This is a genomic window from Aliterella atlantica CENA595, assembly GCF_000952155.1.
In the GTDB taxonomy this organism is placed as follows: Bacteria; Cyanobacteriota; Cyanobacteriia; order Cyanobacteriales; family Chroococcidiopsidaceae; genus Aliterella; species Aliterella atlantica.
Window position 1 is genome coordinate 1 of record NZ_JYON01000045.1, and the last position, 23,808, is coordinate 23,808.

Annotated in this window: 17 protein-coding genes and 3 pseudogenes; 13 read left to right on the forward strand and 7 right to left on the reverse strand. The window is 44.7% G+C overall.

From position 1 onward, the window contains the following. A pseudogene (locus UH38_RS28405) lies at positions 1 to 91 on the forward strand (IS982 family transposase); the annotation flags it as partial. A 78-nt stretch (positions 92 to 169) separates the two neighbouring features. Here UH38_RS28405 and UH38_RS23900 read toward each other — a convergent pair. Further along, positions 170 to 1,384 (reverse strand): tetratricopeptide repeat protein, encoded by a 1,215-nt coding sequence (locus UH38_RS23900; protein ID WP_045057220.1) that lies wholly within the window; start codon positions 1,382 to 1,384, stop codon positions 170 to 172. Between the two features lie 35 nt (positions 1,385 to 1,419). Here UH38_RS23900 and UH38_RS23905 point away from each other — a divergent pair, with 35 nt between their 5' ends. Further along, complete coding sequence (locus tag UH38_RS23905) at positions 1,420 to 2,007, forward strand: chromophore lyase CpcT/CpeT (RefSeq protein ID WP_045057221.1); 588 nt, start codon at positions 1,420 to 1,422, stop codon at positions 2,005 to 2,007. Positions 2,008 to 2,757: 750 nt separating this feature from the next. Here UH38_RS23905 and UH38_RS23910 read toward each other — a convergent pair. Together UH38_RS23910 and hslO are read right to left on the reverse strand one after the other, a co-directional pair. After that, positions 2,758 to 4,851: a hypothetical protein gene (locus UH38_RS23910; protein ID WP_045057222.1), complete on the reverse strand. Its 2,094-nt coding sequence runs from the start codon at positions 4,849 to 4,851 to the stop codon at positions 2,758 to 2,760. 223 nt (positions 4,852 to 5,074) lie between these two features. After that, entirely contained in the window at positions 5,075 to 5,977 is a 903-nt protein-coding gene (hslO, locus tag UH38_RS23915; protein WP_045057223.1) for an Hsp33 family molecular chaperone HslO, read from the reverse strand. Positions 5,978 to 6,084: 107 nt separating this feature from the next. Between hslO and UH38_RS23920 the strand changes: the two genes are divergently transcribed. Both UH38_RS23920 and UH38_RS23925 read left to right on the forward strand, forming a co-directional pair. Beyond that, positions 6,085 to 6,480: a hypothetical protein gene (locus UH38_RS23920; protein WP_045057224.1), complete on the forward strand. Its 396-nt coding sequence runs from the start codon at positions 6,085 to 6,087 to the stop codon at positions 6,478 to 6,480. A gap of 90 nt (positions 6,481 to 6,570) precedes the next feature. Continuing rightward, entirely contained in the window at positions 6,571 to 7,425 is an 855-nt protein-coding gene (locus tag UH38_RS23925; protein WP_045057225.1) for a Uma2 family endonuclease, read from the forward strand. A 163-nt stretch (positions 7,426 to 7,588) separates the two neighbouring features. Here the strand turns inward: UH38_RS23925 and UH38_RS23930 are convergent, their stop codons facing one another. The 3 genes from UH38_RS23930 to hisD all read right to left on the reverse strand — a co-directional run bounded on the left by UH38_RS23930 (position 7,589) and on the right by hisD (position 9,858). Then, positions 7,589 to 7,978, reverse strand: coding sequence for a hypothetical protein (locus UH38_RS23930; protein WP_045057226.1), 390 nt, complete (start codon positions 7,976 to 7,978; stop codon positions 7,589 to 7,591). A gap of 80 nt (positions 7,979 to 8,058) precedes the next feature. Next, on the reverse strand, positions 8,059 to 8,484 hold the full coding sequence (locus UH38_RS23935; protein ID WP_045057227.1) for a universal stress protein: 426 nt from the start codon (positions 8,482 to 8,484) through the stop codon (positions 8,059 to 8,061). Between the two features lie 30 nt (positions 8,485 to 8,514). Continuing rightward, positions 8,515 to 9,858, reverse strand: coding sequence for a histidinol dehydrogenase (hisD, locus tag UH38_RS23940; protein ID WP_045057228.1), 1,344 nt, complete (start codon positions 9,856 to 9,858; stop codon positions 8,515 to 8,517). 216 nt (positions 9,859 to 10,074) lie between these two features. On the opposite strand from hisD, the gene rpsT reads away from it, so the two are divergent. The 4 genes and pseudogenes from rpsT to UH38_RS23965 all read left to right on the forward strand — a co-directional run bounded on the left by rpsT (position 10,075) and on the right by UH38_RS23965 (position 21,296). Then, positions 10,075 to 10,374: a 30S ribosomal protein S20 gene (rpsT, locus tag UH38_RS23945; RefSeq protein ID WP_045057229.1), complete on the forward strand. Its 300-nt coding sequence runs from the start codon at positions 10,075 to 10,077 to the stop codon at positions 10,372 to 10,374. Positions 10,375 to 10,473: 99 nt separating this feature from the next. Continuing rightward, positions 10,474 to 11,256, forward strand: a complete 783-nt coding sequence (locus tag UH38_RS23950) for a TatD family hydrolase (RefSeq protein WP_045057230.1) — start codon at positions 10,474 to 10,476, stop codon at positions 11,254 to 11,256. 540 nt (positions 11,257 to 11,796) lie between these two features. Next, a complete protein-coding gene (rpoB, locus tag UH38_RS23955) occupies positions 11,797 to 15,147 on the forward strand; it encodes a DNA-directed RNA polymerase subunit beta (protein ID WP_045057231.1) in 3,351 nt (1,116 codons plus the stop codon). 134 nt (positions 15,148 to 15,281) lie between these two features. Beyond that, a pseudogene (locus tag UH38_RS23965) lies at positions 15,282 to 21,296 on the forward strand (DNA-directed RNA polymerase subunit beta'). A gap of 58 nt (positions 21,297 to 21,354) precedes the next feature. Here the strand turns inward: UH38_RS23965 and UH38_RS23970 are convergent. Further along, on the reverse strand, positions 21,355 to 21,849 hold the full coding sequence (locus UH38_RS23970) for an ATP-binding protein (protein ID WP_045057234.1): 495 nt from the start codon (positions 21,847 to 21,849) through the stop codon (positions 21,355 to 21,357). Positions 21,850 to 22,038: 189 nt separating this feature from the next. Between UH38_RS23970 and UH38_RS27540 the strand changes: the two genes are divergently transcribed. The 5 genes and pseudogenes from UH38_RS27540 to UH38_RS23995 form a co-directional block, all read left to right on the forward strand. Further along, on the forward strand, positions 22,039 to 22,440 hold the full coding sequence (locus UH38_RS27540) for a hypothetical protein (RefSeq protein ID WP_045057236.1): 402 nt from the start codon (positions 22,039 to 22,041) through the stop codon (positions 22,438 to 22,440). Between the two features lie 18 nt (positions 22,441 to 22,458). Beyond that, positions 22,459 to 22,587, forward strand: a complete 129-nt coding sequence (locus tag UH38_RS28410) for an RAMP superfamily CRISPR-associated protein (RefSeq protein WP_200892607.1) — start codon at positions 22,459 to 22,461, stop codon at positions 22,585 to 22,587. Positions 22,588 to 22,835: 248 nt separating this feature from the next. Continuing rightward, positions 22,836 to 23,180 carry a hypothetical protein gene (locus tag UH38_RS27550; RefSeq protein ID WP_045057237.1) on the forward strand — a complete coding sequence of 115 codons (345 nt, stop codon included), beginning with the start codon at positions 22,836 to 22,838 and terminating at the stop codon, positions 23,178 to 23,180. 3 nt (positions 23,181 to 23,183) lie between these two features. Then, the gene (locus UH38_RS26520; RefSeq protein WP_045057238.1) at positions 23,184 to 23,369 is read left to right on the forward strand and encodes a hypothetical protein; all 186 of its coding nucleotides are present in this window, start codon (positions 23,184 to 23,186) and stop codon (positions 23,367 to 23,369) included. A gap of 161 nt (positions 23,370 to 23,530) precedes the next feature. Further along, positions 23,531 to 23,808 (forward strand): annotated as a pseudogene (locus UH38_RS23995) (hypothetical protein); the annotation flags it as partial.

A 23,808-nucleotide genomic window follows, 5' to 3' on the forward strand; every position in this document is an offset into this window, starting at 1 on the left:
TCGCAGTCCTGTCAACTTCGCTGTTAATGTTCTGTGTGGTTTAATTGCCTATTGTCATCAGCCCAAGAAGCCTTCCCTCCATTTACATTAGGTTTTACTTCCATTTCCTTAACCCGAACTCAGGTTAGATAGGTAAAGAAATTCAGCCCGCAAGCAGGTATATCTTAGTTTACTGCGGAATCCGCTGATTTACTTGAGCAATTTGCTTTGTAAAGTATTCTTCTTGGTACTGCAATTGCTTGGCTAACTCCAGCCCATTTTGAAACGCCGCTAGAGATTCTGGGTATCTACCAAGCTTGAGATTGATCTGCCCAATGCGATCGTAGGTATTCATCATGCCATAAATGTTGGCAGCTTGTTCGTCGGCTTGCAATAAGATTTGGCTAGTTTGCAGGGCTTCTTGGGTTTGACCTTGGGAATTATATAAATCAATCAAATTACGTAAAGCATCACCAGCTTGATAAAATTGCTGCAATGCCCAGGCGGAAGTGTAAGCTGATTGATAGTTACTAAAAGCTTGGGCTATTTGACCTAAAGCCTTATAGTCAGATGCGATCGCTAGATGTAGCAGTGGGACTTCATTAACTAGATTTTGCTGCTGGTACAATGCTAGCAGTTGTTCTTTAGTTGCCACTGCTTCTTTGTATAGCTTGGCGCGATCGTAAATATAAACTAGCTGCTGTAAGTAGCTTACTACTCTTGTGCGATCGCTATTCGCTTGTGCTAGCTTGAGCAATTCGTTGTAACTAGCAATAGCTTGGGGGTAGTCAAACCAGCTTAGATGTAACTGAGCAATAGTTTGAAGAGTGTTTTCTACTGCGGCGGAATTTTGTTGTCTTTGAATGTTCAAAATTTGCGTGTAGACTTCTAACGCTGACTTTGGTACTCTTATTTGCTGAAAAGCATATCCTAGCGTAGCGAGAAATTGTAGATCGGGCTTAGGTTGAGCTTTATTTTGCTGCCAAATTGTATTTAGTCTTTCAGTGATAAATTGTACTTGCAAGCGTTCGTTGTCACTCCAAGCTATTGCTCCTACTCTTCCTAATGCTTGGGTTTCTGCTAGTAAGCCTAATACGCGCCTCAATCTTAGTTCTCGATTCCAAATTGCAAAAGCACCTGGTTTATCCCCAGCATTGAACCTAGCTTGCGCTTGACTTGCTAATTCATCCAAAGCTTGAGCTAATTTTTGTTGTTCTGCGGCTGTTGGCGGCGAGGTTGCAGGTAAAAGAGGATCTGGCGTTGTTATTTCTAAAGGATTAACAGGAAACTCTTGTTGTTGCGGCTTTGCGGGAGATGCGATCGCACTTACACTACATAGTAGCCACACAGCACTGAGACTAAAAATTTTCTTTATAAACAGCCAACTACAAGCTTTAAAATACATAAGTAGATTAATTACCAGCGCATCAATTCAAGGGAATGACTCATTCTACAGATATTGTTACTTTAGCTCGTTGGATGGCAGCAGATTTTAGCAACCAAGAGCAAGCTATTGAAAACCCGCCATTTTTTGCTCATATTCGCGTTTGTATGCGTCCTTTGCCTGTAGAACTGCTATCGGGAGTGAGTTTTTATATCGAGCAGGCTTATGATTTTACGCTCAATAACCCTTACCGAGTGCGAGTTCTAAAATTGATGGTAGCAGGCGATCGCATTGCGATCGAAAACTACAGCGTCAAGGACGAACAGCAATTTTACGGCGCAGCTAGACAAAAAGAGCGTCTCAAGAATCTGACTGTGGAGCATTTGGAAAAGTTGCCAGGATGCAACATGATTGTAGATTGGACGGGTAATAGTTTTAAAGGTGTCGTCGAACCAGGTAAAGGCTGCATTGTCTTTCGCAAGGATAAGAAGACTTATTTAGATAGCGAGTTTGAAATTGATGCAGATAAGTTTACAAGTTTAGATCGCGGTAAGGATGTGGAGACTGACGAACATATTTGGGGTTCGGTTGCAGGACCATTTTATTTTGTGCGCCGCGCTAGTTTTGCAGATGAAATTGAGTAGATAGAGACTACATAAGTTTCTGCCTATATGCTTGCAAGGGATATGATGCTATTTTGCTCTAGATAGCGGCTGATTTTTAGCATCGTAGTTTTTACTGCTATTTTCTAGGAAAATTGGCATTATCTACGCTCAATATATTTATTAAAATTACCTAAAATCTGTTCAAAAGCCATAATTTGTAAACTTATATACTACTTAGTAATTAGAAGCATCTATCTTTAATTTTATTGACAAGACTATTCACTGCTTGGTAGTGTTTTTACGGGTGTGCATCATCTTAATTCAAGAAATAGTTGAGCTTGGATAAACCTCTGTCGCAAATTGAAGGAACACCCTCACGAGCGAAAAATTGGTAAAACTTCGATCGCGCTGATTATTTATGCTCCAATTGACTTAACTTCTCTACGTATTTAAGCAGTTTTATTTACTAAGTAGTAGTAGCGCGATCGCTCTATCAAACAGGATAATGAAATAGGCGCAGAACTCCGGTTTCTCCTTATTTCCGGTAGCAGCAGGCTGTTGAATCTTCCAGGTTTAACTTGAGAGATAGCAACATTTTCGTCAGTAACCCAACAAACAATTGAGCGAAAAAGTAGCGACACTTCTTTTGCTAGTAATTACCACTACCAGTTAGGGATATGCTAGCACTCGGTATTTTTTAAAAGTCTGTGCATCTACCATCAAAATCAACCAAAAGTTGACTGTAATTGCCAAACCTCATCCATTTTTTACCTAATAATGCTAATAAATCTAATTTTCTGGTTCGGGATTTTCTGGGGCGGGACTTTCTGGCTGGGGCGGATTTAGAAACCTTTCCCAAGTAGCAATTTGTTCTTGAGCGGCTCTGTATGCCTCGCTATTGCGCGGTACTAATTTGGCGATCGCAATTCCTCCAAGAATATCTGATTGTCCCCGATCTACAGCAGTGTTCAAAATACGATTGCTCCATTCGGCAGTTGCTTGATTGACATCAAAACGCAGGGGGCTGCTACGCGGGACGCGATTGGCAATGCGAATTGCTCTTGCTAGCGATTCTGGCGTTCCTTGTAGGGCTATTTGCCTTGCTTCTCGCCAGTTTTGCCGCGCGTCGATTTGTGCTTGCCAGTCATCAATGGCTGCTTGGGCTTCACCTGATAGAGAGCGTCCCGATTGGATTTGTCTTGCCGTACCAATAGCTGCAGGCAAATTTCCATTACTTGCAAACGATCGCGCTGATTCTAATATAGGTTGGTCTTCAATCCGTTCTATTTGCCCGCGCCAATTTGATATTTTCCGGCGGGCTTCTCTATACAACGAACGTCCGCGATTAATTTGGCTGGCTTCATTAATTGCAGCTTGCAATGAACCTACATCTGCCATCGTTGCTAATTCTTCCGCACGAGCTAAGTATGGTCGATCTTCAATTGTTTCTACTTTCGAGCGCCAGCGACTAATTTCTGTATTAGCTTCTTCCCCACGCGGATTGTTATCTGAAACTACTTCAGCTTGAGCGATCGCTGCTGTCAAATCTCCTACTGTTCCACCTTTGGCTAGTTCTCGTGCTTTTTGCAGATTGGCAACATCTTCTATTTCTAACTGCCACCGAGCAATTAATGCCTGTGCTTGGTTATATGCTGGACGATCTGAGGTAACTTTTTGGGCTGTGGCGATCGCGTTTTCCAATCCAGGAATAGAATCTTGCCACGCACTACGCCAAGCTTGGGCTATGGTAACTAAATCGTTTGCCTCCGCCTGCATATCTGTACTGGCGGGTATTTGGCTGGCGATGGCGATCGCTTCATCTGCATCTTTTCTATCTAGTGCATCTTGGGCTAAAGCTATCATTGTCCGCCCAATTTCAGGAATTAAAGCTTGGGCATCTTGATAGCTGTAGCTACTCGAACCTAGAGACTCGGCAATTTTTATGGCTGCCAATAAATCGTTTAAATTGCTTCTTTTTGCCAGAATTTGGGCTTTATCTATATTATTGGCATCTTCTTTGGCTGTCTCAATGAGTTGATTGAGTTGTTCGTACTTTGTCGTTGCCCAATATTCATTTCCTATATTTAGCAAGCGTACGGCAGCCATAAAAGCATCGTGCCAGTGGCGTTTGGGTAATTGCGCCTCTACTTCTTTGTAAATCTCTTCTGCTTGCGCCCATGTCGCTTCCCAAGTAGCAATTTGTTTTTCTACTATTTGGTAGTTGGGGACATTTTTGGGAATTTCTTTGGCAATAGCGATCGCCGATGGCAATTTACCTGCTTGAAATGAGCGATCGCCTATATCTAAAATATCTTGCGTCCACTGGGCGATGGAAGTATTAATTTCTCCATGCAGCGGATGATCTTCAGGTAAAGCTTGCACCAAATGAATCGCTGCTAACAAATCTTTTACTGTCTGCTTGTTTGCTGCTACTTCCGCGCAATGCAAGCGTACGGTAGCTGTGGCTAGGGGCCAAAATACTGCTGGGCAATTAGGAGCAGCAGGTAGTTTCAATAAAAAGGCGATCGCTACTACCCCAACTCCTGTTGTAGTTACGCCTGCAAGTACCGCCCAAACTAGCCAATTTCGCAACCAACCTGGTAGTTTATGTACTGGAGGAATAGGCGGCTGTATCCTTGGTGGTATCGAGCTAGCATCATAGGAAGTATTAATACTGCTTTGGGTGATAGGCTGCTGGCGATCGCGCATTTGTAAAAATTCCTGAGATTCTGACTCTATTTTTTGTTGATGCGGCGAACCTGAATTATTTGGGAGCAAATGAGAGCCAGTATGGTTTGCACTGGGAATTTTTGGAGTTTGTTTTTTATTCCCAATATTTGCAAATTTACCAGACCAATTTTTAGGGATTCCTGGCTCTCTCATTGTCCGCACCTATATAGTATTACTACTACAGCAGCCATGTAAGTCTAGTTACTGTCTATTCGTTGTCATCGTACCCTTCCAACTGACAAAAATCTAGATTTCCCAGCAAATTTTCTTGTCTCAACTAGAAGTAATTACATTTTGTTTCTACGCTCCAAGACTGTCATAGCATACATTTGAGCGTAATTGAGCAGTGCGATCGCATTTGCTTTAGAAAGTTATTTTACCCTGAAGATTCCGCCTGCAAATCCAAAATCAACTGCGCCAGTTCATCGCTACTAGCTTGGTAGACTTCTCCGCAAAAGTGACAAGTTGCTTCAGCACCGTTGTCTTTTTCAATCATGTCTTGCAGTTCTGCCTCACCCAGCATTTTCAAAGCACCCATAACGCGATCGAAAGAGCAACCGCAGTGAAAGCGCACTAATTGAGTTTCTGGCAATATATTCAATCCCATATCGCCTAGTAGTTGCTCAAATATTTCTGGTAATGTTAACCCTGCCTGCAAAAGCGGTGTAAAACCAGAAAGCGATGCAACTCTCGACTCTAAAGTTTGCACTAAAGCTTCATCTCTTGCTGCTTTAGGTAACACTTGAATTAATATTCCGCCAGCAGCGCTTACTCCCTCTGCACCAACAAATACACCCAAAACTAGCGCTGATGGTGTTTGTTCTGAGCTTACCAGGTAATGAGTTACATCTTCACCAATTTCGCCCGATACTAATTCAACTGTACTAGCGTATGGATAGCCGTAGCCTACATCTCTAACTACGTATAAATAGCCTTCGTGACCTACAGCGCCACCAACATCTAGTTTGCCTTTATCATTGGGTGGAAGTTCGACACTAGGGTTATCTGCATAACCGCGTACCGTTCCATCTAAACCTGCGTCTACTAAAATTCCTCCTAATGGACCGTTACCTTTAACGCGAATATTTACCCGCGAACCAGGACGCTTCATATTAGAGGCAAGTAATAGTCCAGCGGACATCGTGCGCCCTAAAGCAGCCGTAGCCACATAAGATAATTTGTGCCGTTCTCTTGCTTCTTCTGTTAGGCGAGTTGTAATTACACCCACCGCCCTAATTCCGCCGTCGGCTGCTGTTGCCCGTATCAACTGATCTGCCATGAAAAACCCTTACATTTCTTTACATCTCTATTTTAAGTCTCCTTTAACTGCAACTTTGTCATACTAAAGAAGAATTACTACTAAGCGCGATCGCTCTGCACTGAAAAATGCTAGGTACTTTCCAACAAAGCCAACTTAGAATCGAAGTGGGTGCTTCGAGGGAAACAATTCGAGATAGCTTGCTGCGTCCCTTGCAGATGCAACAATGGCTGTGGTTTCAACGCCTTAATCCAGGAATGCCCGAACAGTTGCAGCCAGGATTTAGCTTTACCAGTTGGACGGGACCTATTGCTATTCATCATCAAGTAGATGTAGCAACACCTGTAAGTTTACGCCTAATACTCAGTCAAGGTATTGACGGCTTTCACGAGTGGTACTGGGGCGAAGGTTGGGTGCAGTCTCGACTTGAAGGTATATCATTGCTGCCGCTAAATTTAGGACAAACTGAAAGCTTGCTACGCTTGCGGCAGTTTTTGCATAGCAAAAGCAAAGTCAATTCCTAACTTGGATCTGTGCTGCTCATTTGGATTCAAGAAAAAAAGCGATCGCGCTTAAAATGATACATAAGTTCTCTAACGTGGAGATACTTCGCTATGACGCTCGCCCAGTCTTCCACACCCCTGACGCTGCCAGATCACACGCAGTTGCCAGAATCCGATGGTACATTTGTGAAAAACTTTCAGGAACATCCGCAAAGCTTAGTTCTGACTAGCTCAATTCGTCCGGTTTTAGCTCGGCTGCATAGCGATGGACAATACTGTATTGGGCAAGATAGTGGCATTTATTGGTGGCTAACAGAGCCTCCAGAACGCGGTGCAGAAGCTCCAGACTGGTTTTACGTGCCGAATGTACCACCATTGCTTAATGGCGCATTTCGACGCTCCTATGTGATGTGGAAAGAAATAGTTGCGCCGTTAATTGCGATTGAGTTTGTCTCTGGTGATGGCTCAGAGGAGAGGGATAGAACTTCACCCTTTGCCTCAGATGACAGCAAAGCAGGTAAATTCTGGGTGTACGAGCAAGCAATTAGAATACCTTTTTACGCCATCTACGAGGTACAAAAGGCATCAGTAGAAGTGTATGAATTAGTTGCCAATCACTACGAGCAGATTGTCCCGAACGAGCGAGGACATTACCCAATCGAGCCTATGGGAGTGGAGTTAGGCATTTGGCAAGGGCAATTGTACTATCAAAATTTACCTTGGTTGCGCTGGTGGGATAATGATGGCAATTTGTTGCTAACCGCTGAGGAGCGGGAGGAACAAGAAAAGCAACGCGCCGAACAAGAAAAACAACGCGCCGAACAAGAAAAACAACGCGCCGAACAAGAAAAACAACGCGCCGAACAAGAAAAACAACGCGCCGAGCAGGAAAAACAACGCGCGGATCGACTTGCCGCTAAATTAAGAGAACTGGGAATTGATGCGGAAGAGATAACAGACATTTAATTATTAAGTGTTTTGTCCTTATCTATCAGTAAGGCTACCGTTAAATTCTGCTAGTTCGTGCAGGTGGGAGCGTGTTTGTGTAAACGAGCCAGCTACGTGCGTATTTTCCCCTCGTTTATGTAAACTGGCGTGCAAATCCTATTTTCCCTTACTTAAACTAGCTTTAAAATCTTACGCCTATTTGCCCGTTGATACCCCGTACTGAGTTGTAACCAACGCCAACAAATATATTATCGGTTGCGCCTACTTGTACTCCACCAGATACCGCTACACCTTTGTCTGCAGAATATAACCCCAGTCCAACATAAGGGGAAATAACGGGTAAGCTAATAAACTTGAGTACGTCTACGCCTGTAGAGCCTTCAGGACCTTTACCTAATTCAACGCCAAAATCGAACGCTCTTGCACCTACAGCAAAAGTAACATCTCCATCTTTGCCACCTACAGAACCCCAAGGTTGGGGTATAAGTTGACTATTAGCTCTACTTGGCGCAAATAAAGCCAATAAGCTTGCTGCTGTAACTATCGTGCTTTTAATTATCTGTACGCTCACTCTCACACACTCCTATGCGCTAATTGCCCATCACACACCAAAACCTAATTCAGCATTGAATTAGACTAACCTAATCATCCTCAACCTGGCTTAACTACTAAGACGGAACAAGCAGCATTTTCAACCACCTGACTGCTGACTGAGCCTTGTAAGATGCGTTTTACCCCAGTTAAACCGCGACTTGCGATCGCAATTAAATCCGCATGATAAATATTAGCAAGGCGAATAATCTCTTCTGCTGGATCGCCGCTGACAATTTCTATTTCGCTGTCAAATGCTAACCTAGCTTGATACGATTGCAACTGCTTCTCAATCTGCCTGTAAGGAACTGTCTCTAAGTCGCTGTGGGGACGGTCTGCAGCTATTTCTAAGTCTGATTCTGCTAAAGGAATAACGTGTGCCAGAACGATCTTTGCGCTTGATGGCAATTGCAGTTCTTCGATCGCCTCTATCGTGCGATCGCCAAGCTCTGAGCCATCAACAGCTATTACTATTGTTTTAAACACCGCTTGTCTCCTTTGCGCGTTATCTAGGGCTTAAAGATTAGGACTTTCCCCATCTTGTAATTCCCAGTCTTTATTATCTTTATTTTGAACGCGCATTCTCACTGATTGAGCGTGTGATGGTAAGCCTTCTGCAGTTGCTAGGATGTCAATTGCTGAGGCTACTTGCTCTAATGCTGCTGGCGAATACTCTATCAAACTAGAGTGTTTGAGGAAAGTTTCTACTCCTAATGCTGAAGCATAACGCGCAGCGCCAGATGTCGGTAATGTATGATTAGGTCCAGCTAAATAGTCTCCTACTGCTTCTGGAGTCGAGTAGCCCAGGAAAATTGCCCCAGCGTGACGAATTTGCGGTACTAAGTCCCAAGGCTGGGCTACTTCTAGTTCTAAGTGTTCTGGCGCAAATTCATTTGATAGCTGCACTGCTACTGCTAAAGACTCTACGATCGCGATTAAACCGTAATGGGCGATCGCTTTTTCTGTTAGCATTCGGCGTGGATGGTCTAGCAATTGTCTTTCTACCGCCGCTTGCACGTTTTCCGCTAGCTTGCTATCTGTTGTAATTAAAATTGCCGCTGCCATTGGATCGTGTTCGGCTTGAGCTAGCATATCAGCAGCTACGTGTTCGGGGTTAGCATTTTCATCGGCAATTACTAATACTTCTGATGGTCCTGCTAATGAGTCAATCCCTACAGTCCCGTAAACTAGCTTTTTGGCTAAAGTTACGTAAATATTTCCTGGTCCTGTAATTACGTTTACTTTAGGTATTGTTTCTGTACCGTAAGCTAAAGCTGCGATCGCTTGCGCTCCACCGACGCGATATATTTCTTCTACGCCCGCTTCTTGGGCTGCTACTAGTACCGCCGGATTGATTGTTTTGCCCATTCCTGGCGGCGTGACGATAATGCGGCGGGGAACTCCAGCAACTTTAGCTGGAATCGCATTCATCAATACTGTACTGGGATAAGCGGCTCTACCACCAGGAACGTATAACCCAGCACGATCTACTGGCGTGTAGCGCTTGCCCAATACTACATCCATATCTTCAAACTGTACCCACGATTTTGGTACGCGCTGGCGATGGAAAGCTTCTATTTTTTGACACGCCAATCTAATTGCGCTTAACAATTCTTTAGAAACTTGTTGATAGGCAGCATCTAACTCAGAACCGCTCACGCGCAAATCTTCTGCTTTGAAAGTTTGCTGGTCAAATTCCGCCGTGTAATGCAGTACGGCTTTGTCTCCTTGGCGCTTTACTGCCTGAAGCACTTCGCGTACTGTCGCCTCTTTGTGCTGTACTTGGTCGTCTTGGGTGCGTTCGCAGATTCTTTGCAGTTCTGCTTGTACCTCGCCTTGCTGAGTAATGATTCGCAGCATGAAGTTCGCAATGCAATCTTAGGAGTTACCACCAGGAGGTAGCAGTATTAATTATCGCTTTATTTGCCGCCGTTTGGGCGGATTGAAGCAACTAAATACTCGCTACTTTTATAGCTTAACCTGGATTTTTCTTTTCCATCGCAATTTCTGTCAATTTGAATGCTATATTAGTACATCTAGGATTTTGTCTATTTAACGGTATCCCCTGAAGTAATTGTGGCAAATATTAAGTCTGCTATTAAGCGCGTCCAAGTCGCTGAAAAAAATCGCCTGCGTAATAAGGCTTACAAGTCAGCCGTAAGAACGTTGATGAAAAAATACTTGGCTGCTGTAGATGCTTACGCAGCTAATCCCAGTGCCGAAGCCAAGCAAGAAATGCAGCAGCACATGGCAGCAGCTTACAGCAAAATTGATAAAGCTGTAAAATGCGGCGTATTGCATCGCAATAATGGTGCCAGGAAAAAGTCACGCCTTGCCGCTAGCATTAAGCGCAAAGAAGCAGTTACCGCTGGGTAGAGCCGCATCGAAGCTGTAAAAAGCAATTAGCGATCGCTGCTAGGAAAAATTCTTGGCAGCAAAAGTTTGAAAAATCACAGCTAATAGCTAAATTAAGTCATGCAGCTAATAGACTCCCACGTTCATCTCAATTTTGATGTATTTGCACCAGATTTGGCAGCAGTGCGATCGCGCTGGCAAGAAAATGGTGTAGTTGGGTTAGTACATTCTTGCGTAGAACCCCAAGAATTTGCTGATATTCAAGCAATTGCCCGCAAATTTCCTGAAATTGGTTTTGCTGTGGGTTTACACCCATTGGATGCCGAAAAATGGACCGATACAATGGCAAACGATATTTTAGCACTAGCTGCATCGGATACCAAAGTAGTAGCAATCGGGGAAACAGGACTGGACTATTACAAGGCAGATAACGTTCAGCAGCAGCAAAAGGTGTTTGAAGCACAACTTGCGATCGCATCTGAATTAAATTTACCAGTAATTATCCACTGCCGCGATGCTGCTGCTAATTTACGGGAAATATTACTTAAGTGGCAAAATAGCAAGCAAAAAGTCCGAGGTGTAATGCACTGCTGGGGTGGAACTGAAGAAGAAACGCAATGGTTTCTAGATTTAGGCTTCTACATCAGTTTTAGCGGCACAGTAACTTTTAAAAATGCTAAGCAAATACATCAAAGCGCCCAAATTGTCAATCCAGAAAGATTATTAATCGAAACAGACTGTCCATTTTTGGCTCCAGTGCCAAAAAGAGGACAAAAACGCAACGAACCAGCCTACGTACTGCACGTAGCGCAAGCTCTCGCCCAATTGCGCGGCGTGACGTTAGAAGAGATTGCCCAAACCACGACAAGAAATGCCTGCGAACTGTTTAAGCTTTCAGTTTGAGGCTGCACAGCACAGGCGGAAAAACGTCATAATAATTAAGGAAGTACAGGCAAATGCGTTATTTAAGTTTCCAGGAAAAAACTTTAACAGCCACTCGACTTAAACCCTGAATGCTCTACGTCAAAGGGATATAAATTCTTGAGCAAAAGTAGTCAAAAATTGTTAGAAACGCAAATATTACTTCGCATAGCTGACAAAATGTCTAGAACTTACCTAAATAAGTTGAATGTCAATTGCCAAGATTTTTGTTTAGAATATCTGCCTAAAAATAGGCTAGGACAATTTACTAGATCTTGAAAACAGCAACGGGCGAAGGCTTTTTGCTATACGTAGCTTGAGAAATTTTGGAGAGACTGCCGTCGTTTTTCTAGTTAATATGCGATCGCCAAGACTTAGGCAGATGACAACTATTGTACAAACACATCACTTATAAAAGCAAAAAAGTTTCTTTTCGGTACTTGCCCGCAGCGCTTACCAACAAATAGGGCAATTTAGTTCCCTAGCGGAAATACACAACCAGCAGCAACGAGTAAAAAACGCATGACAACTGAAACATACATCGAACCCGCCTTTTTACTACCTGATTTGATTGAAATTCAGCGTTCTAGCTTCCGTTGGTTTTTAGAAGAAGGACTAATTGAAGAACTTAACAGCTTTTCGCCGATTTCCGACTATACAGGCAAGTTAGAACTACATTTTTTAGGACAAAATTATAAATTAAAACAGCCAAAATACGACGTAGACGAAGCCAAACGGCGCGATAGCAGCTACGCGGTGCAAATGTACGTACCGACAAGGCTAATTAATAAAGAAACAGGCGATATTAAAGAGCAAGAAGTATTTATTGGCGACTTACCATTGATGACCGATCGCGGCACGTTTATTATTAACGGCGCAGAAAGAGTAATCGTCAACCAAATCGTGCGATCGCCTGGAGTGTACTACAAATCAGAAGTAGACAAAAATGGTCGTCGCACTTATTCTGCTAGCTTAATTCCCAATCGAGGCGCGTGGCTCAAATTTGAAACTGACCGCAACGGCTTAGTTTGGGTAAGAATCGATAAAACCCGCAAACTGTCAGCACAAGTATTGCTCAAAGCCTTGGGATTATCTGACAACGAAATTTTCGATGCTTTGCGTCACCCAGAATACTTCCAAAAAACCATCGAAAAAGAAGGACAGTTTTCTGAAGATGAGGCGTTAATGGAGCTATACCGCAAATTGCGTCCAGGCGAACCCCCCACCGTCTCCGGCGGAAATCAGCTACTAGAATCGCGCTTTTTTGACCCCAAACGCTATGATTTGGGGCGAGTAGGACGATACAAAATTAACAAGAAATTGCGCCTAGCGATCCCCGATACTACCCGCGTTCTTACCCCCATAGATATTTTGGCGGCAGTAGACTACTTAATCAACCTAGAATTTGACATGGGTAGCATTGACGACATCGACCATTTAGGCAATCGTCGGGTGAGAAGTGTCGGTGAACTACTGCAAAACCAAGTAAGAGTAGGCTTAAACCGCTTAGAAAGAATTATTCGGGAACGCATGACCGTATCCGATCCCGAAAGCTTGACACCTGCTTCCTTAGTTAACCCCAAACCATTGGTAGCGGCAATTAAAGAGTTTTTTGGTTCTAGCCAACTATCGCAGTTCATGGATCAAACAAATCCATTAGCAGAACTAACTCACAAACGTCGCTTATCAGCCCTCGGACCTGGCGGATTGACTAGAGAACGGGCGGGTTTTGCCGTTCGAGACATTCACCCATCCCACTACGGGCGCATTTGCCCAGTAGAGACACCAGAAGGACCAAACGCAGGGCTAATTGGTTCTTTGGCAACTCACGCCAAGGTTAACCAATACGGCTTCTTAGAAACGCCATTTAGAGCCGTAGATAAAGGTCGCGTCTTATTCGACCAGCCCCCAGTATATATGACAGCAGACGAAGAAGACGATCTGCGCGTCGCCCCTGGAGATATTCCTGTAGATGAAGACGGCTACATTAAAGGACCAAAAGTAACCGTCCGCTACCGTCAGGAGTTTGCAACTACAACCCCCGACCAAGTAGACTACGTAGCCGTATCGCCCGTACAGATTGTCTCGGTAGCAACAAGCTTGATCCCATTTTTAGAGCATGACGATGCTAACCGAGCGCTAATGGGATCGAATATGCAACGCCAAGCCGTACCGCTACTTAAGCCAGAACGCCCATTAGTAGGAACGGGTTTAGAAGCCCAAGCTGCTAGAGACTCTGGGATGGTAATTGTCAGCCGTACTGATGGCGAGGTGTCTTATGTAGATGCGACTAAGATTCGGATTAGAGTTAGCAGCGATACTAACTTGAAAGAACTAACCGGCGATTTGTCAGTCACTACAATCCAAGGGCAAGAAATTGAATACCCTATATCGAAGTACCAGAGATCGAACCAAGATACTTGTTTGAACCAAAGACCAATTGTAAAACAAGGCGATCGCGTAGTTGCAGGTCAAGTATTGGCTGACGGTTCTTCAACTGAAGGCGGCGAACTTGCTTTGGGGCAAAACATCACCGTAGCTTATATGCCTTGGGAAGGCTACAACTACGAAGATGCGATCTTGATTTCCGAAAAACTGGTTCAAGAAGACACCTACACCTCAATTCACGTTGAAAAATACGAAATTGAAGCTAGACAAACCAAGTTAGGACCAGAAGAAATCACCAGAGAAATTCCTAACGTCGGTGAAGATGCGCTGCGCCAACTCGACGAACAAGGAATCATCCGCATCGGTGCTTGGGTAGAAGCAGGAGACATCCTAGTTGGTAAAGTCACCCCTAAAGGAGAATCAGACCAACCACCAGAAGAAAAACTGCTCAGGGCAATCTTCGGCGAAAAAGCGCGAGATGTGCGCGACAACTCCTTGCGCGTACCTAACGGCGAAAAAGGACGTGTAGTAGATGTCCGCGTATTTACCCGCGAACAAGGAGACGAACTCCCACCAGGCGCAAACATGGTAGTGCGCGTTTATGTTGCCCAAAAACGCAAGATTCAAGTAGGCGACAAAATGGCAGGTAGACACGGTAATAAAGGAATTATCTCACGGATTTTGCCGCTAGAAGATATGCCTTATTTGCCAGACGGCACGCCAGTAGATATAGTCCTCAACCCCTTGGGCGTACCTTCGCGGATGAACGTCGGACAGGTATTTGAATGCTTGCTAGGTTGGGCAGGAGTGAACCTAGATATGCGTTACAAAATCACTCCATTTGACGAAATGTACGGCGAAGAGTCATCGCGGACAATTGTACATGGCAAGTTAATGGAAGCTAGGGAGCAAACAGGCAAAGATTGGTTGTTTGACCTAGAATCGCCAGGCAAAATTCAGCTATACGACGGTCGTACTGGAGAACCATTCGATCGCCCAGTGACGGTAGGAATAGCTTATATGCTCAAGCTAGTACACCTAGTCGACGATAAGATCCACGCCCGTTCTACAGGTCCTTACTCTCTAGTAACGCAACAGCCACTAGGCGGCAAAGCCCAACAAGGCGGTCAGCGCTTCGGAGAAATGGAAGTATGGGCGCTAGAAGCATTTGGAGCCGCCTACACATTGCAAGAACTGCTTACAGTCAAATCAGACGATATGCAGGGACGCAACGAAGCCTTAAATGCGATCGTCAAAGGTAAAGCTATTCCGCGTCCAGGTACGCCAGAGTCCTTCAAAGTGCTAATGCGAGAACTCCAATCTCTAGGCTTGGATATTGCCGTCCACAAAGTAGAACTACAAGCAGACGGTAGCTCCCTAGATGTAGAAGTTGACCTTATGGCAGATCCTACCGGTCGCCGCACTCCCAACCGTCCTACTTACGAATCTCTAAGCCGCGAAGCCCTAGAAGAGGAAGAAGTGTAGAGAAGCAGGGGGTGCAGGGAAAGCAGGGGGAGAAAGAATTTAATTAAATCATCTCCTTGTCTTCCCACACTTCTCATCCTTCCTATAATTCCCACACTTCCCACACTGCCCCACCCCATATCCCTAAATAACCTATGAGAACACCACAAACCACTCAGTTTGATTATGTAAAAATTGGGCTAGCCTCCCCAGAGAGAATTCGGCAATGGGGAGAGCGTACCCTACCCAACGGGCAAGTGGTAGGAGAAGTTACTAAACCAGAAACTATTAACTATCGCACCCTGAAGCCAGAAATGGATGGCTTGTTCTGCGAACGCATCTTTGGACCTGCTAAAGACTGGGAATGTCATTGCGGTAAATATAAGAGAGTACGGCATCGCGGAATTGTCTGCGAACGTTGCGGCGTTGAAGTAACGGAGTCTCGCGTCCGCCGCCATCGCATGGGCTTTATCAAACTTGCTGCCCCTGTGGCGCACGTTTGGTATCTCAAAGGTATCCCCAGCTATATTGCTATTTTGCTAGATATGCCTTTGCGGGATGTCGAGCAAATCGTCTACTTCAATGCTTACGTTGTCTTAGCACCAGGTAATGCCGATACTCTTAGTTACAAACAACTGCTTACTGAAGATCAGTGGCTAGAAATAGAAGATCAACTCTATAGTGAAGATTCGCAACTGTCAGGCGTAGAAGTAGGGATTGGTGCAGAAGCTTTAGCAAGGCTGCTAGCAGATATTAACTTAGAAACAGAAGCCGAAAGCCTGCGCGAAGAAATTGGCAATGCCAAAGGTCAAAAACGCGCTAAGTTAATCAAACGCCTGCGCGTAATCGATAACTTTGTCGCTACAGGTTCTTTGCCAGAATCGATGGTAATGACAGTTATTCCTGTTATTCCCCCAGATTTGCGCCCGATGGTGCAGTTAGATGGCGGACGCTTTGCCACAAGCGACTTGAACGACCTCTACCGTCGCGTGATTAACCGTAATAACCGTTTAGCAAGATTGCAAGAAATCTTAGCGCCAGAAATTATCGTCCGCAATGAAAAGCGGATGTTGCAAGAAGCGGTGGATGCTTTGATTGATAACGGTCGGCGCGGACGTACTGTAGTAGGCGCAAATAACCGCCCTTTGAAGTCTCTATCAGACATTATTGAGGGTAAGCAAGGTCGTTTCCGGCAAAACTTGCTCGGTAAACGAGTAGACTACTCTGGACGTTCGGTAATTGTTGTCGGACCAAAGTTGAAGATTCACCAGTGCGGTTTGCCAAGAGAAATGGCAATTGAGCTATTTCAGCCATTTGTAATTCATCGGTTGATTCGCAGCGGTGTTGTTAACAATATCAAAGCTGCCAAGAAGTTAATTTCTCGCGGCGATCCGAGCGTTTGGGATGTTTTAGAGGAAGTAATTGAAGGACACCCAGTATTGCTAAACCGCGCTCCGACTCTGCACAGATTGGGGATTCAAGCATTTGAGCCGATTTTGGTAGAAGGTAGGGCAATTCAACTGCATCCTTTAGTATGTCCGGCGTTTAACGCTGACTTTGACGGCGACCAAATGGCGGTTCACATTCCCTTGTCTTTGGAAAGTCAAGCTGAAGCAAGATTGTTGATGTTGGCTTCTAACAATATTTTGTCGCCAGCTACAGGTAGACCGATCGTAACTCCTAGCCAAGATATGGTACTGGGTTGCTATTACTTGACTGCAGAAAATCCCAAAGCAAGTAAAGGTGGCGATCGCTATTTTGCCTCGCTAGACGATGCGATCGTTGCTTACGAACAAAAGCAAGTCGATCTCCATGCCAAAGTCTGGGTGCGCTTTGATGGCTTAGTAGATTCAGAAGATGGTAACAGCAAGCCGCAAACAGAAACCTTCAGCGACGGTACGCGCTCAATTACAACCGCAAACTTGCGCCGCCGTGAAGATGCTGATGGCAACCTCATTTCTCAGTTTGTTCGCACTACCCCAGGTCGAATTATCTATAACAAGACCATTCAAGAAGTCTTGGCTTAGGAGTTGGAATAGAGGCAGAAGTAACTTTCTGTCTCCTCCTTAAAATTACAGAAAAACATAACTTCTGATTCTTATAAAACAGGTACAATCATGGCAGACGGCAAAGAAATGATTTTTCGCAATCGCGTGGTAGACAAAGGTCAACTCAAAAAGTTGATCGCTTGGGCGTTTACTCACTATGGCACTGCCAAAACCGCTGCGATCGCTGACCGCTTGAAAGATTTGGGCTTTCGCTACGCCACCAAGGCTGGAGTCTCGATCAGCGTTGACGATTTGATGGTTCCACCGAAAAAAAGAGCCTTACTTGAAGCTGCTGAAGCAGAAATTCGCGCCACTGAAGAGCGCTACACGCGCGGCGAAATTACCGAAGTAGAACGCTTCCAAAAAGTAATTGATACTTGGAACAGTACATCAGAAGCGCTCAAAGATGAAGTTGTCGATCACTTTAAAGCTAGTAATCCACTCAACTCAGTCTACATGATGGCTTTTTCGGGAGCTAGAGGTAATATTTCCCAAGTTCGTCAGTTGGTAGGAATGCGCGGTTTGATGGCAGATCCGCAAGGAGAAATCATCGACCAACCAATTAAAACTAACTTCCGCGAAGGATTGACAGTTACAGAATATATTATTTCTTCTTACGGAGCGAGAAAAGGATTAGTAGATACAGCTTTAAGAACTGCTGATTCAGGTTATCTGACAAGACGCTTGGTAGACGTATCGCAAGATGTGATCGTTAGGGAAATTGACTGCGGTACGACGCGGGGAATTTCTGTCAAGGCGATGGTAGAAAACGATCGCGTTATGATACCGATTGGTTCTCGCCTGTTAGGTAGAGTGCCTTTAGATGATGTAATTCACCCCAAAACTAAAGAAGTCATCTGCCCTAAAAATGAGCCGATGTCTGATGATGTTGCTGTTGCAGTGCAAAAAGCTGGCGTGGAAGAAGTAATCGTGCGATCGCCTCTTACTTGTGAAGCGGCGCGATCTGTTTGTCAGCACTGTTACGGCTGGAGTCTTGCTCACGCCAAATTAGTAGATTTAGGCGAAGCTGTAGGCATCATTGCCGCCCAAAGTATCGGCGAACCTGGAACTCAGCTAACGATGCGGACGTTCCACACAGGTGGCGTATTTACAGGGGAAGTTGCCAGGCAAGTACGCAGCGACTTAGAGGGGACAATTCGCATTCCCAAACGCTTGCGGACAAGACCTTATAGAACTCGTCACGGGGAAGATGCGCTATTTGTAGAAGCTAATGGCGATCTCATGTTGGAAGTAGCTTCTGGCGATCCAGTCGCGATCGCTGTTACCCAAGGCTCGACCATCTACATCGTAGACGGACAGAAAGTACAAGCTGGACAGTTACTTGCAGAAGTTGCGATCGGTAGTAGAACAAACCGCGCCCACACAGAAAAAGCAACTAAAGATGTATCGTCAGATTTAGCTGGTGAAGTCAAATTTGCCGATCTAGTTCCTGAAGAAAAAACAGATAGACAAGGCAACACTACAACTACAGCCACCAGAGGCGGTTTGATTTGGATTTTGTCAGGGGAAGTTTATAATTTGCCCCCAGGTGCGGAACCTGTCGTCGTTAACGGCGATCGCGTGGAAGCAAACAGCGTCCTAGCAGAGACAAAAATCCATACCATTCATGGCGGTATAGTGCGATCGACCATCGAAACGCCAAACTCCGGTCACAGCGCTCGCGAGATTGAAATTATCACCGCATCAGTAGTTCTAGATACAGCTACCGTACGCGTAGAACACAATCAACGCCAAGGCGACCACTACATCATCGAAACTAGCAATGGCGCAGAGTTTTCGTTGCTCGCAACTCCCAGCACAAAAGTACAAAATAATCAAGTAGTCGCAGAACTGATCTCTGACGAATACCGCACCAATACAGGCGGCTTGATTAAATACTCTGGCGTAGAACTTGCCAAAAAAGGTAAAGGCAAGCAAGGCTACGAAGTCGTTAAGGGCGGAACCATCTTATGGATTCCCGAAGAAACCCACGAAGTCAATAAAGATATCTCGCTCTTACTTGTTGAAGACGCTCAATATGTAGAAGCTGGTAGCGAAGTTGTCAAAGACATCTTCTGCGAAACTAGCGGAGTTGTAGAAGTAACTCAGAAAAACGATATCTTGCGCGAGTTGGTAATCAAGCCAGGCGAACTATTGATGCTGGACGATCCAGAATCAGTAATTAACCGCGATGGTACATTTACTCAACCTGGCGAAGAGTTGATTCCTGGATACGTTACTGAAGAGTTACGCTACATCGAGTTTGTAGAGTCGCCCAACGGTCCAGCTTTGCTATTGCGTCCGGTGAAAGAATTCCCCGTACCAGATTCCCCATCAGTACCGAGTACAAAATCAAGTACAGGTGAAGGGCGATCGATCGAACTACGGGCTGTTTGTCGCTTACCGTACAAAGATTCCGAGCGCGTCAAATCAGTAGAGGGCGTAGAACTAATGCGGACTCAACTGGTTCTGGAAATGGATCAAATGCACTCTTCCGAGTATGGTGGTGCAAGTTCGCCAATGGCGGCTGATATTGAGCTAGTTACAGATGAAGAAGATCCAGAAATTCAGCGCTTGCAGTTGGTAATTCTAGAATCATTAGCAATCCGTAAAGACGTTCCTGCGGACGTGACTCAAGGTAGTACCAATACTCGATTCAATGTTGAAGAAGGGCAAGAGATCGCCCCTGGAGCAGTTGTCGCTCGTACCGAAATCTTGTGTAAAGAAGCAGGTATAGTTCGCGGTGTGAAAGAGGGTGCAGAGGCAATTCGCCGGATCTTGATTTTAAGAGAAGCCGATTGTACAAACATTAACGTGCCTGAAAAACCCCGCGTTAAAGCTGGCGATCTAGTAGTAGCTGGTAAAGAAATTGCCCCTGAAGTGTTTGCTGAGGAATCCGGTCAAGTCTTGGAAATCAAGAGTCCAGACAAACAAGCAGCACAAGCAGGGAATACAGCTTTAGCGACAAGCGGATATACAATAAATATGCGTAATGCTCGTCCTTACCGAGTTAGTCCTGGAGCCGTATTACAGGTAGAAGATAGCGGCTTGGTACAGCGGGGTGACAATCTAGTATTGTTGGTATTTGAACGTACCAAGACTGGAGACATCATTCAAGGATTGCCGAGAATTGAGGAACTCTTAGAAGCACGCAAGCCTAAAGAAGCTTGCATTTTGGCGGTGCGTCCTGGAACAGTTGAACTAACGCGGATCGAGGATGAGACTGTAGCTATTAGGGTAATTGAAGAAGGTGGAGCGATCGCCGAATATCCGCTAGGACCTGGGCAAAATCCAGTAGTTTCTGACGGTTCAGTAGTAGAAGCAGGGATGCAGCTAACTGACGGTCCAGCAAATCCCCACGAGATTTTGGAAGTATTCTTCAATTACTACTCGTCGCAAGCAGGTTCGCAAAAAGGCTATTCAGCCGCGACCGAATCGTTGCAGAAAGTGCAAACTTTCCTAGTCAATGAGGTGCAGTTGGTGTATCAATCTCAAGGTATTGATATTGCTGACAAGCATATTGAGGTAATCGTCAAGCAGATGACTGCCAAAGTGCGGGTAGACGATGGTGGCGATACCACAATGTTACCTGGGGAGTTAGTAGAGTTACGTCAAATCGAGCAGGTGAACGTAGCTATGAGTATTACTGGTGGTGCAGCGGCTCAATATACGCCTGTGTTGTTGGGTATTACTAAAGCATCGCTAAATACAGATAGCTTTATCTCCGCAGCTTCATTCCAAGAAACTACGCGGGTACTAACTGAAGCAGCAATTGAAGGTAAGTCAGACTGGTTGCGCGGTTTGAAGGAGAACGTGATCATCGGGCGCTTGATTCCGGCGGGAACTGGCTTTAATGCTTATGAAGAGCCTGGAGCGATCGCTGAGGATACAACTTTAGATCCAAGCAGTATGTTTGAGGATGGCGACGATTCGATGGATGTTGTTCTAGACGATCGCACCGCCCGCGCCTACAGCTTTGAAAATGGTTTAGGTGAAGGCTTTACCTTCGATCGCGGTGCTTCTTTTGTCCCAGATGAGGAAGAGGAATTGATCGATGATGAAATCGATGACTTGGACGACGATGAAGAGGATGATGACGATGATTTTGATGATGACGAATAATTAATGTCGTCGTAACGTAGGGGCGCGATACATTGTGAGGGCGCAATGCATTGCGCCCCTACAATTTGCAGATTATTTCGTCAAAATCGGTAGGTGCGATCGCATATACGGCGGCAAAACCTTCAAATGTTGTTGGTGGAGATAATTCCAAGCACTGCGCCATGTTGATAATGACTGATTCTGGTACTTGGCGTTGGCGTTGTTGATTCCTAAGCTGGCATTGTTCTAAAGGTGTTTGGACGTACAATGCAATCCAAGAGATATTTTTGTATTTAGCTAGTTTGGCTAGCAAATCTAGTCGCCAAGCCTGTTGGCAATTTGTAGCATCGTAAATTATCGGGTAGCCTGCGGTGAGGTGCTGGTGAATTTGTTGCAGGACTTGGGTTTCAACTTCTTGCCAATTGCCTTGAATTATCGCATCGCCGTAGAGTTCTGCCCGAATTTGGTCAGTAGAGACGATTTTGTATATGGGGTTAGAGGCGGCTATTTTGGCGGCTAAGGTAGATTTGCCGCAACTAGGCATACCGACTAGGATGTAGCAGATTGCAGACATTGGGTGATATGGGTGGATGATGCGAGCGTACCAGTATTGGCGTAATTATAGGGTTTTGGGAGAACCAGAGGAATTAATAAATCAAAATCGCCACAATCACCCATCTAAGCCGCAAAATCAACCAACGAGCCAACAAGCATGGTTGGAAATTATTGATAAATTGAAAAAAGATAAAACCCTCTCTACGAATTGTTAAAAGATACTGAATTAAGAGAAGCTGGAAACAATTTTGATTTATACATTGCCAGCGAAGAAAAGAAAAAAGAGTCTCGAGGTAACATTCCTAAAATTCAGGCTAAATTGCCCCTTCATTGGCAAGATAAAAGACTTAGTTTGGTAGTTGGTTCGCCATCTGCTAAAACTGAAAAACAGCCGATAATCCAGTCAAAAGTAATAGCAAGACAAATCACTCTTAAAAGTCCACTACAGAAACTAAAATTCGCTAAATTTGGTGTAGATAAAAACAGTCAAGAATTAGTCCAACCTATACTAGAAGCTGCTACAAATAAAAATTGTACGAGCTTATATCAACAGCTTACAGAAAAAACAAAATCCTTAGCCGAGGATACGATCGCTATTGAGTTTCCCTAGCGGCTGCGAGTAGGTTGTATGCGGGGCTTCCGCGAGTTGTTACTACCTGTATTTTATCCAGTGTACGGCGTACCTTATATCCCGTCTAGTAGCCTGAAAGGAGCCATTTGCGGATCGCTCTCCAGTATAGCAATCCCTCTGAAGTAAAACGTCTACGCATTAAAAGCAACTTTATTTCGCACAATTGAACCAAAAAGTCAAGAAGGCAGTATTCGCATTGCTGTAGAATGGGAAGCTAAAAAGAGCGATCGCGCTTACATTTACGAAGGCACAATTCTTTCAGAAGCAAAGCAAAAAGCTCATTTTACCTTAATTGAAAACGTACTATACCTATCATCTCATCTAGTAGGAATCGGTAGGGATCGAGAAGACCCTTGCATTGGAATAGCGGTAGAATGCGCGGTTGTTATTGGCAACTTGCAGATAAGCAGTTACCATGCGACATCGAAGTTTGGCAAAAATTTCTGCAAGAAGTACGCGATGCTTTCTCAAGCGTTCAATCTGCTAGCAATTCTGTAAATATTATTGAACCAGGCAGTTCTAGAAGAGGCGATCGCTGTCAAGATGTTTTGAATTCCCATGCACGAATATATTTAATCCCTTGCAAAGCCTTGAAACATCCTAGCCTTGTTGAAAATTGGGCGCAAGACGGGCATAAATCGCCTGTAACGGGTAGAGGATTAGATTTACTTTACAGCAGCGATAAATACAAGGGAAAACGAATAGTTGGAGACAATTAATACATGGGCAACAGTCAGGTAGGAGGACAGCTTGGTACGCCTTCTTTTGTATTAATTAAGTCCAATTTTCCTAACTCTGGAATTGCTTACCAAACATCGCAATTTTTGGTGCAGAACAAAGCGATCGCTCAACTTTTGAGCAAGCTTTACCGCAAGATTCGCTCCGAGCCTGGTAGAGCGGGATATTAGTGAATGTACTTCTTGCCAAGCTATTCAATATTCAAACCATCATATACAGATTGCCATGTGGTTCAAATTACATTTTTGTAATTTTTGCAAATGGATTAGTGTAATTTTTCGGTGGCTTAATCAGAAATATGACCTGTCACTAATTAAAAAGTTTGATAGCTATGAATATTCGCTCTTGTTTAGCGCTAGGAACAATTGCTCTGTCAATGGCAGTCCTTAGTTTGGCTTCACCTACTCAAGTAAAAGCTGAAACAAGCAATCGAATGGCTCAAGTGCGTCCACCGCTTGATGTACAAAGACCTAACGATCGCCCAGTACCACCTCGCAGCGATCGCCCAGTACCACCTCGCAACACTCGCACAGTACCACCTCGCAGCGATCGCCCAGTACCACCTCGCAACACTCGCACAGTACCACCTCGCAGCGATCGCCCAGTACC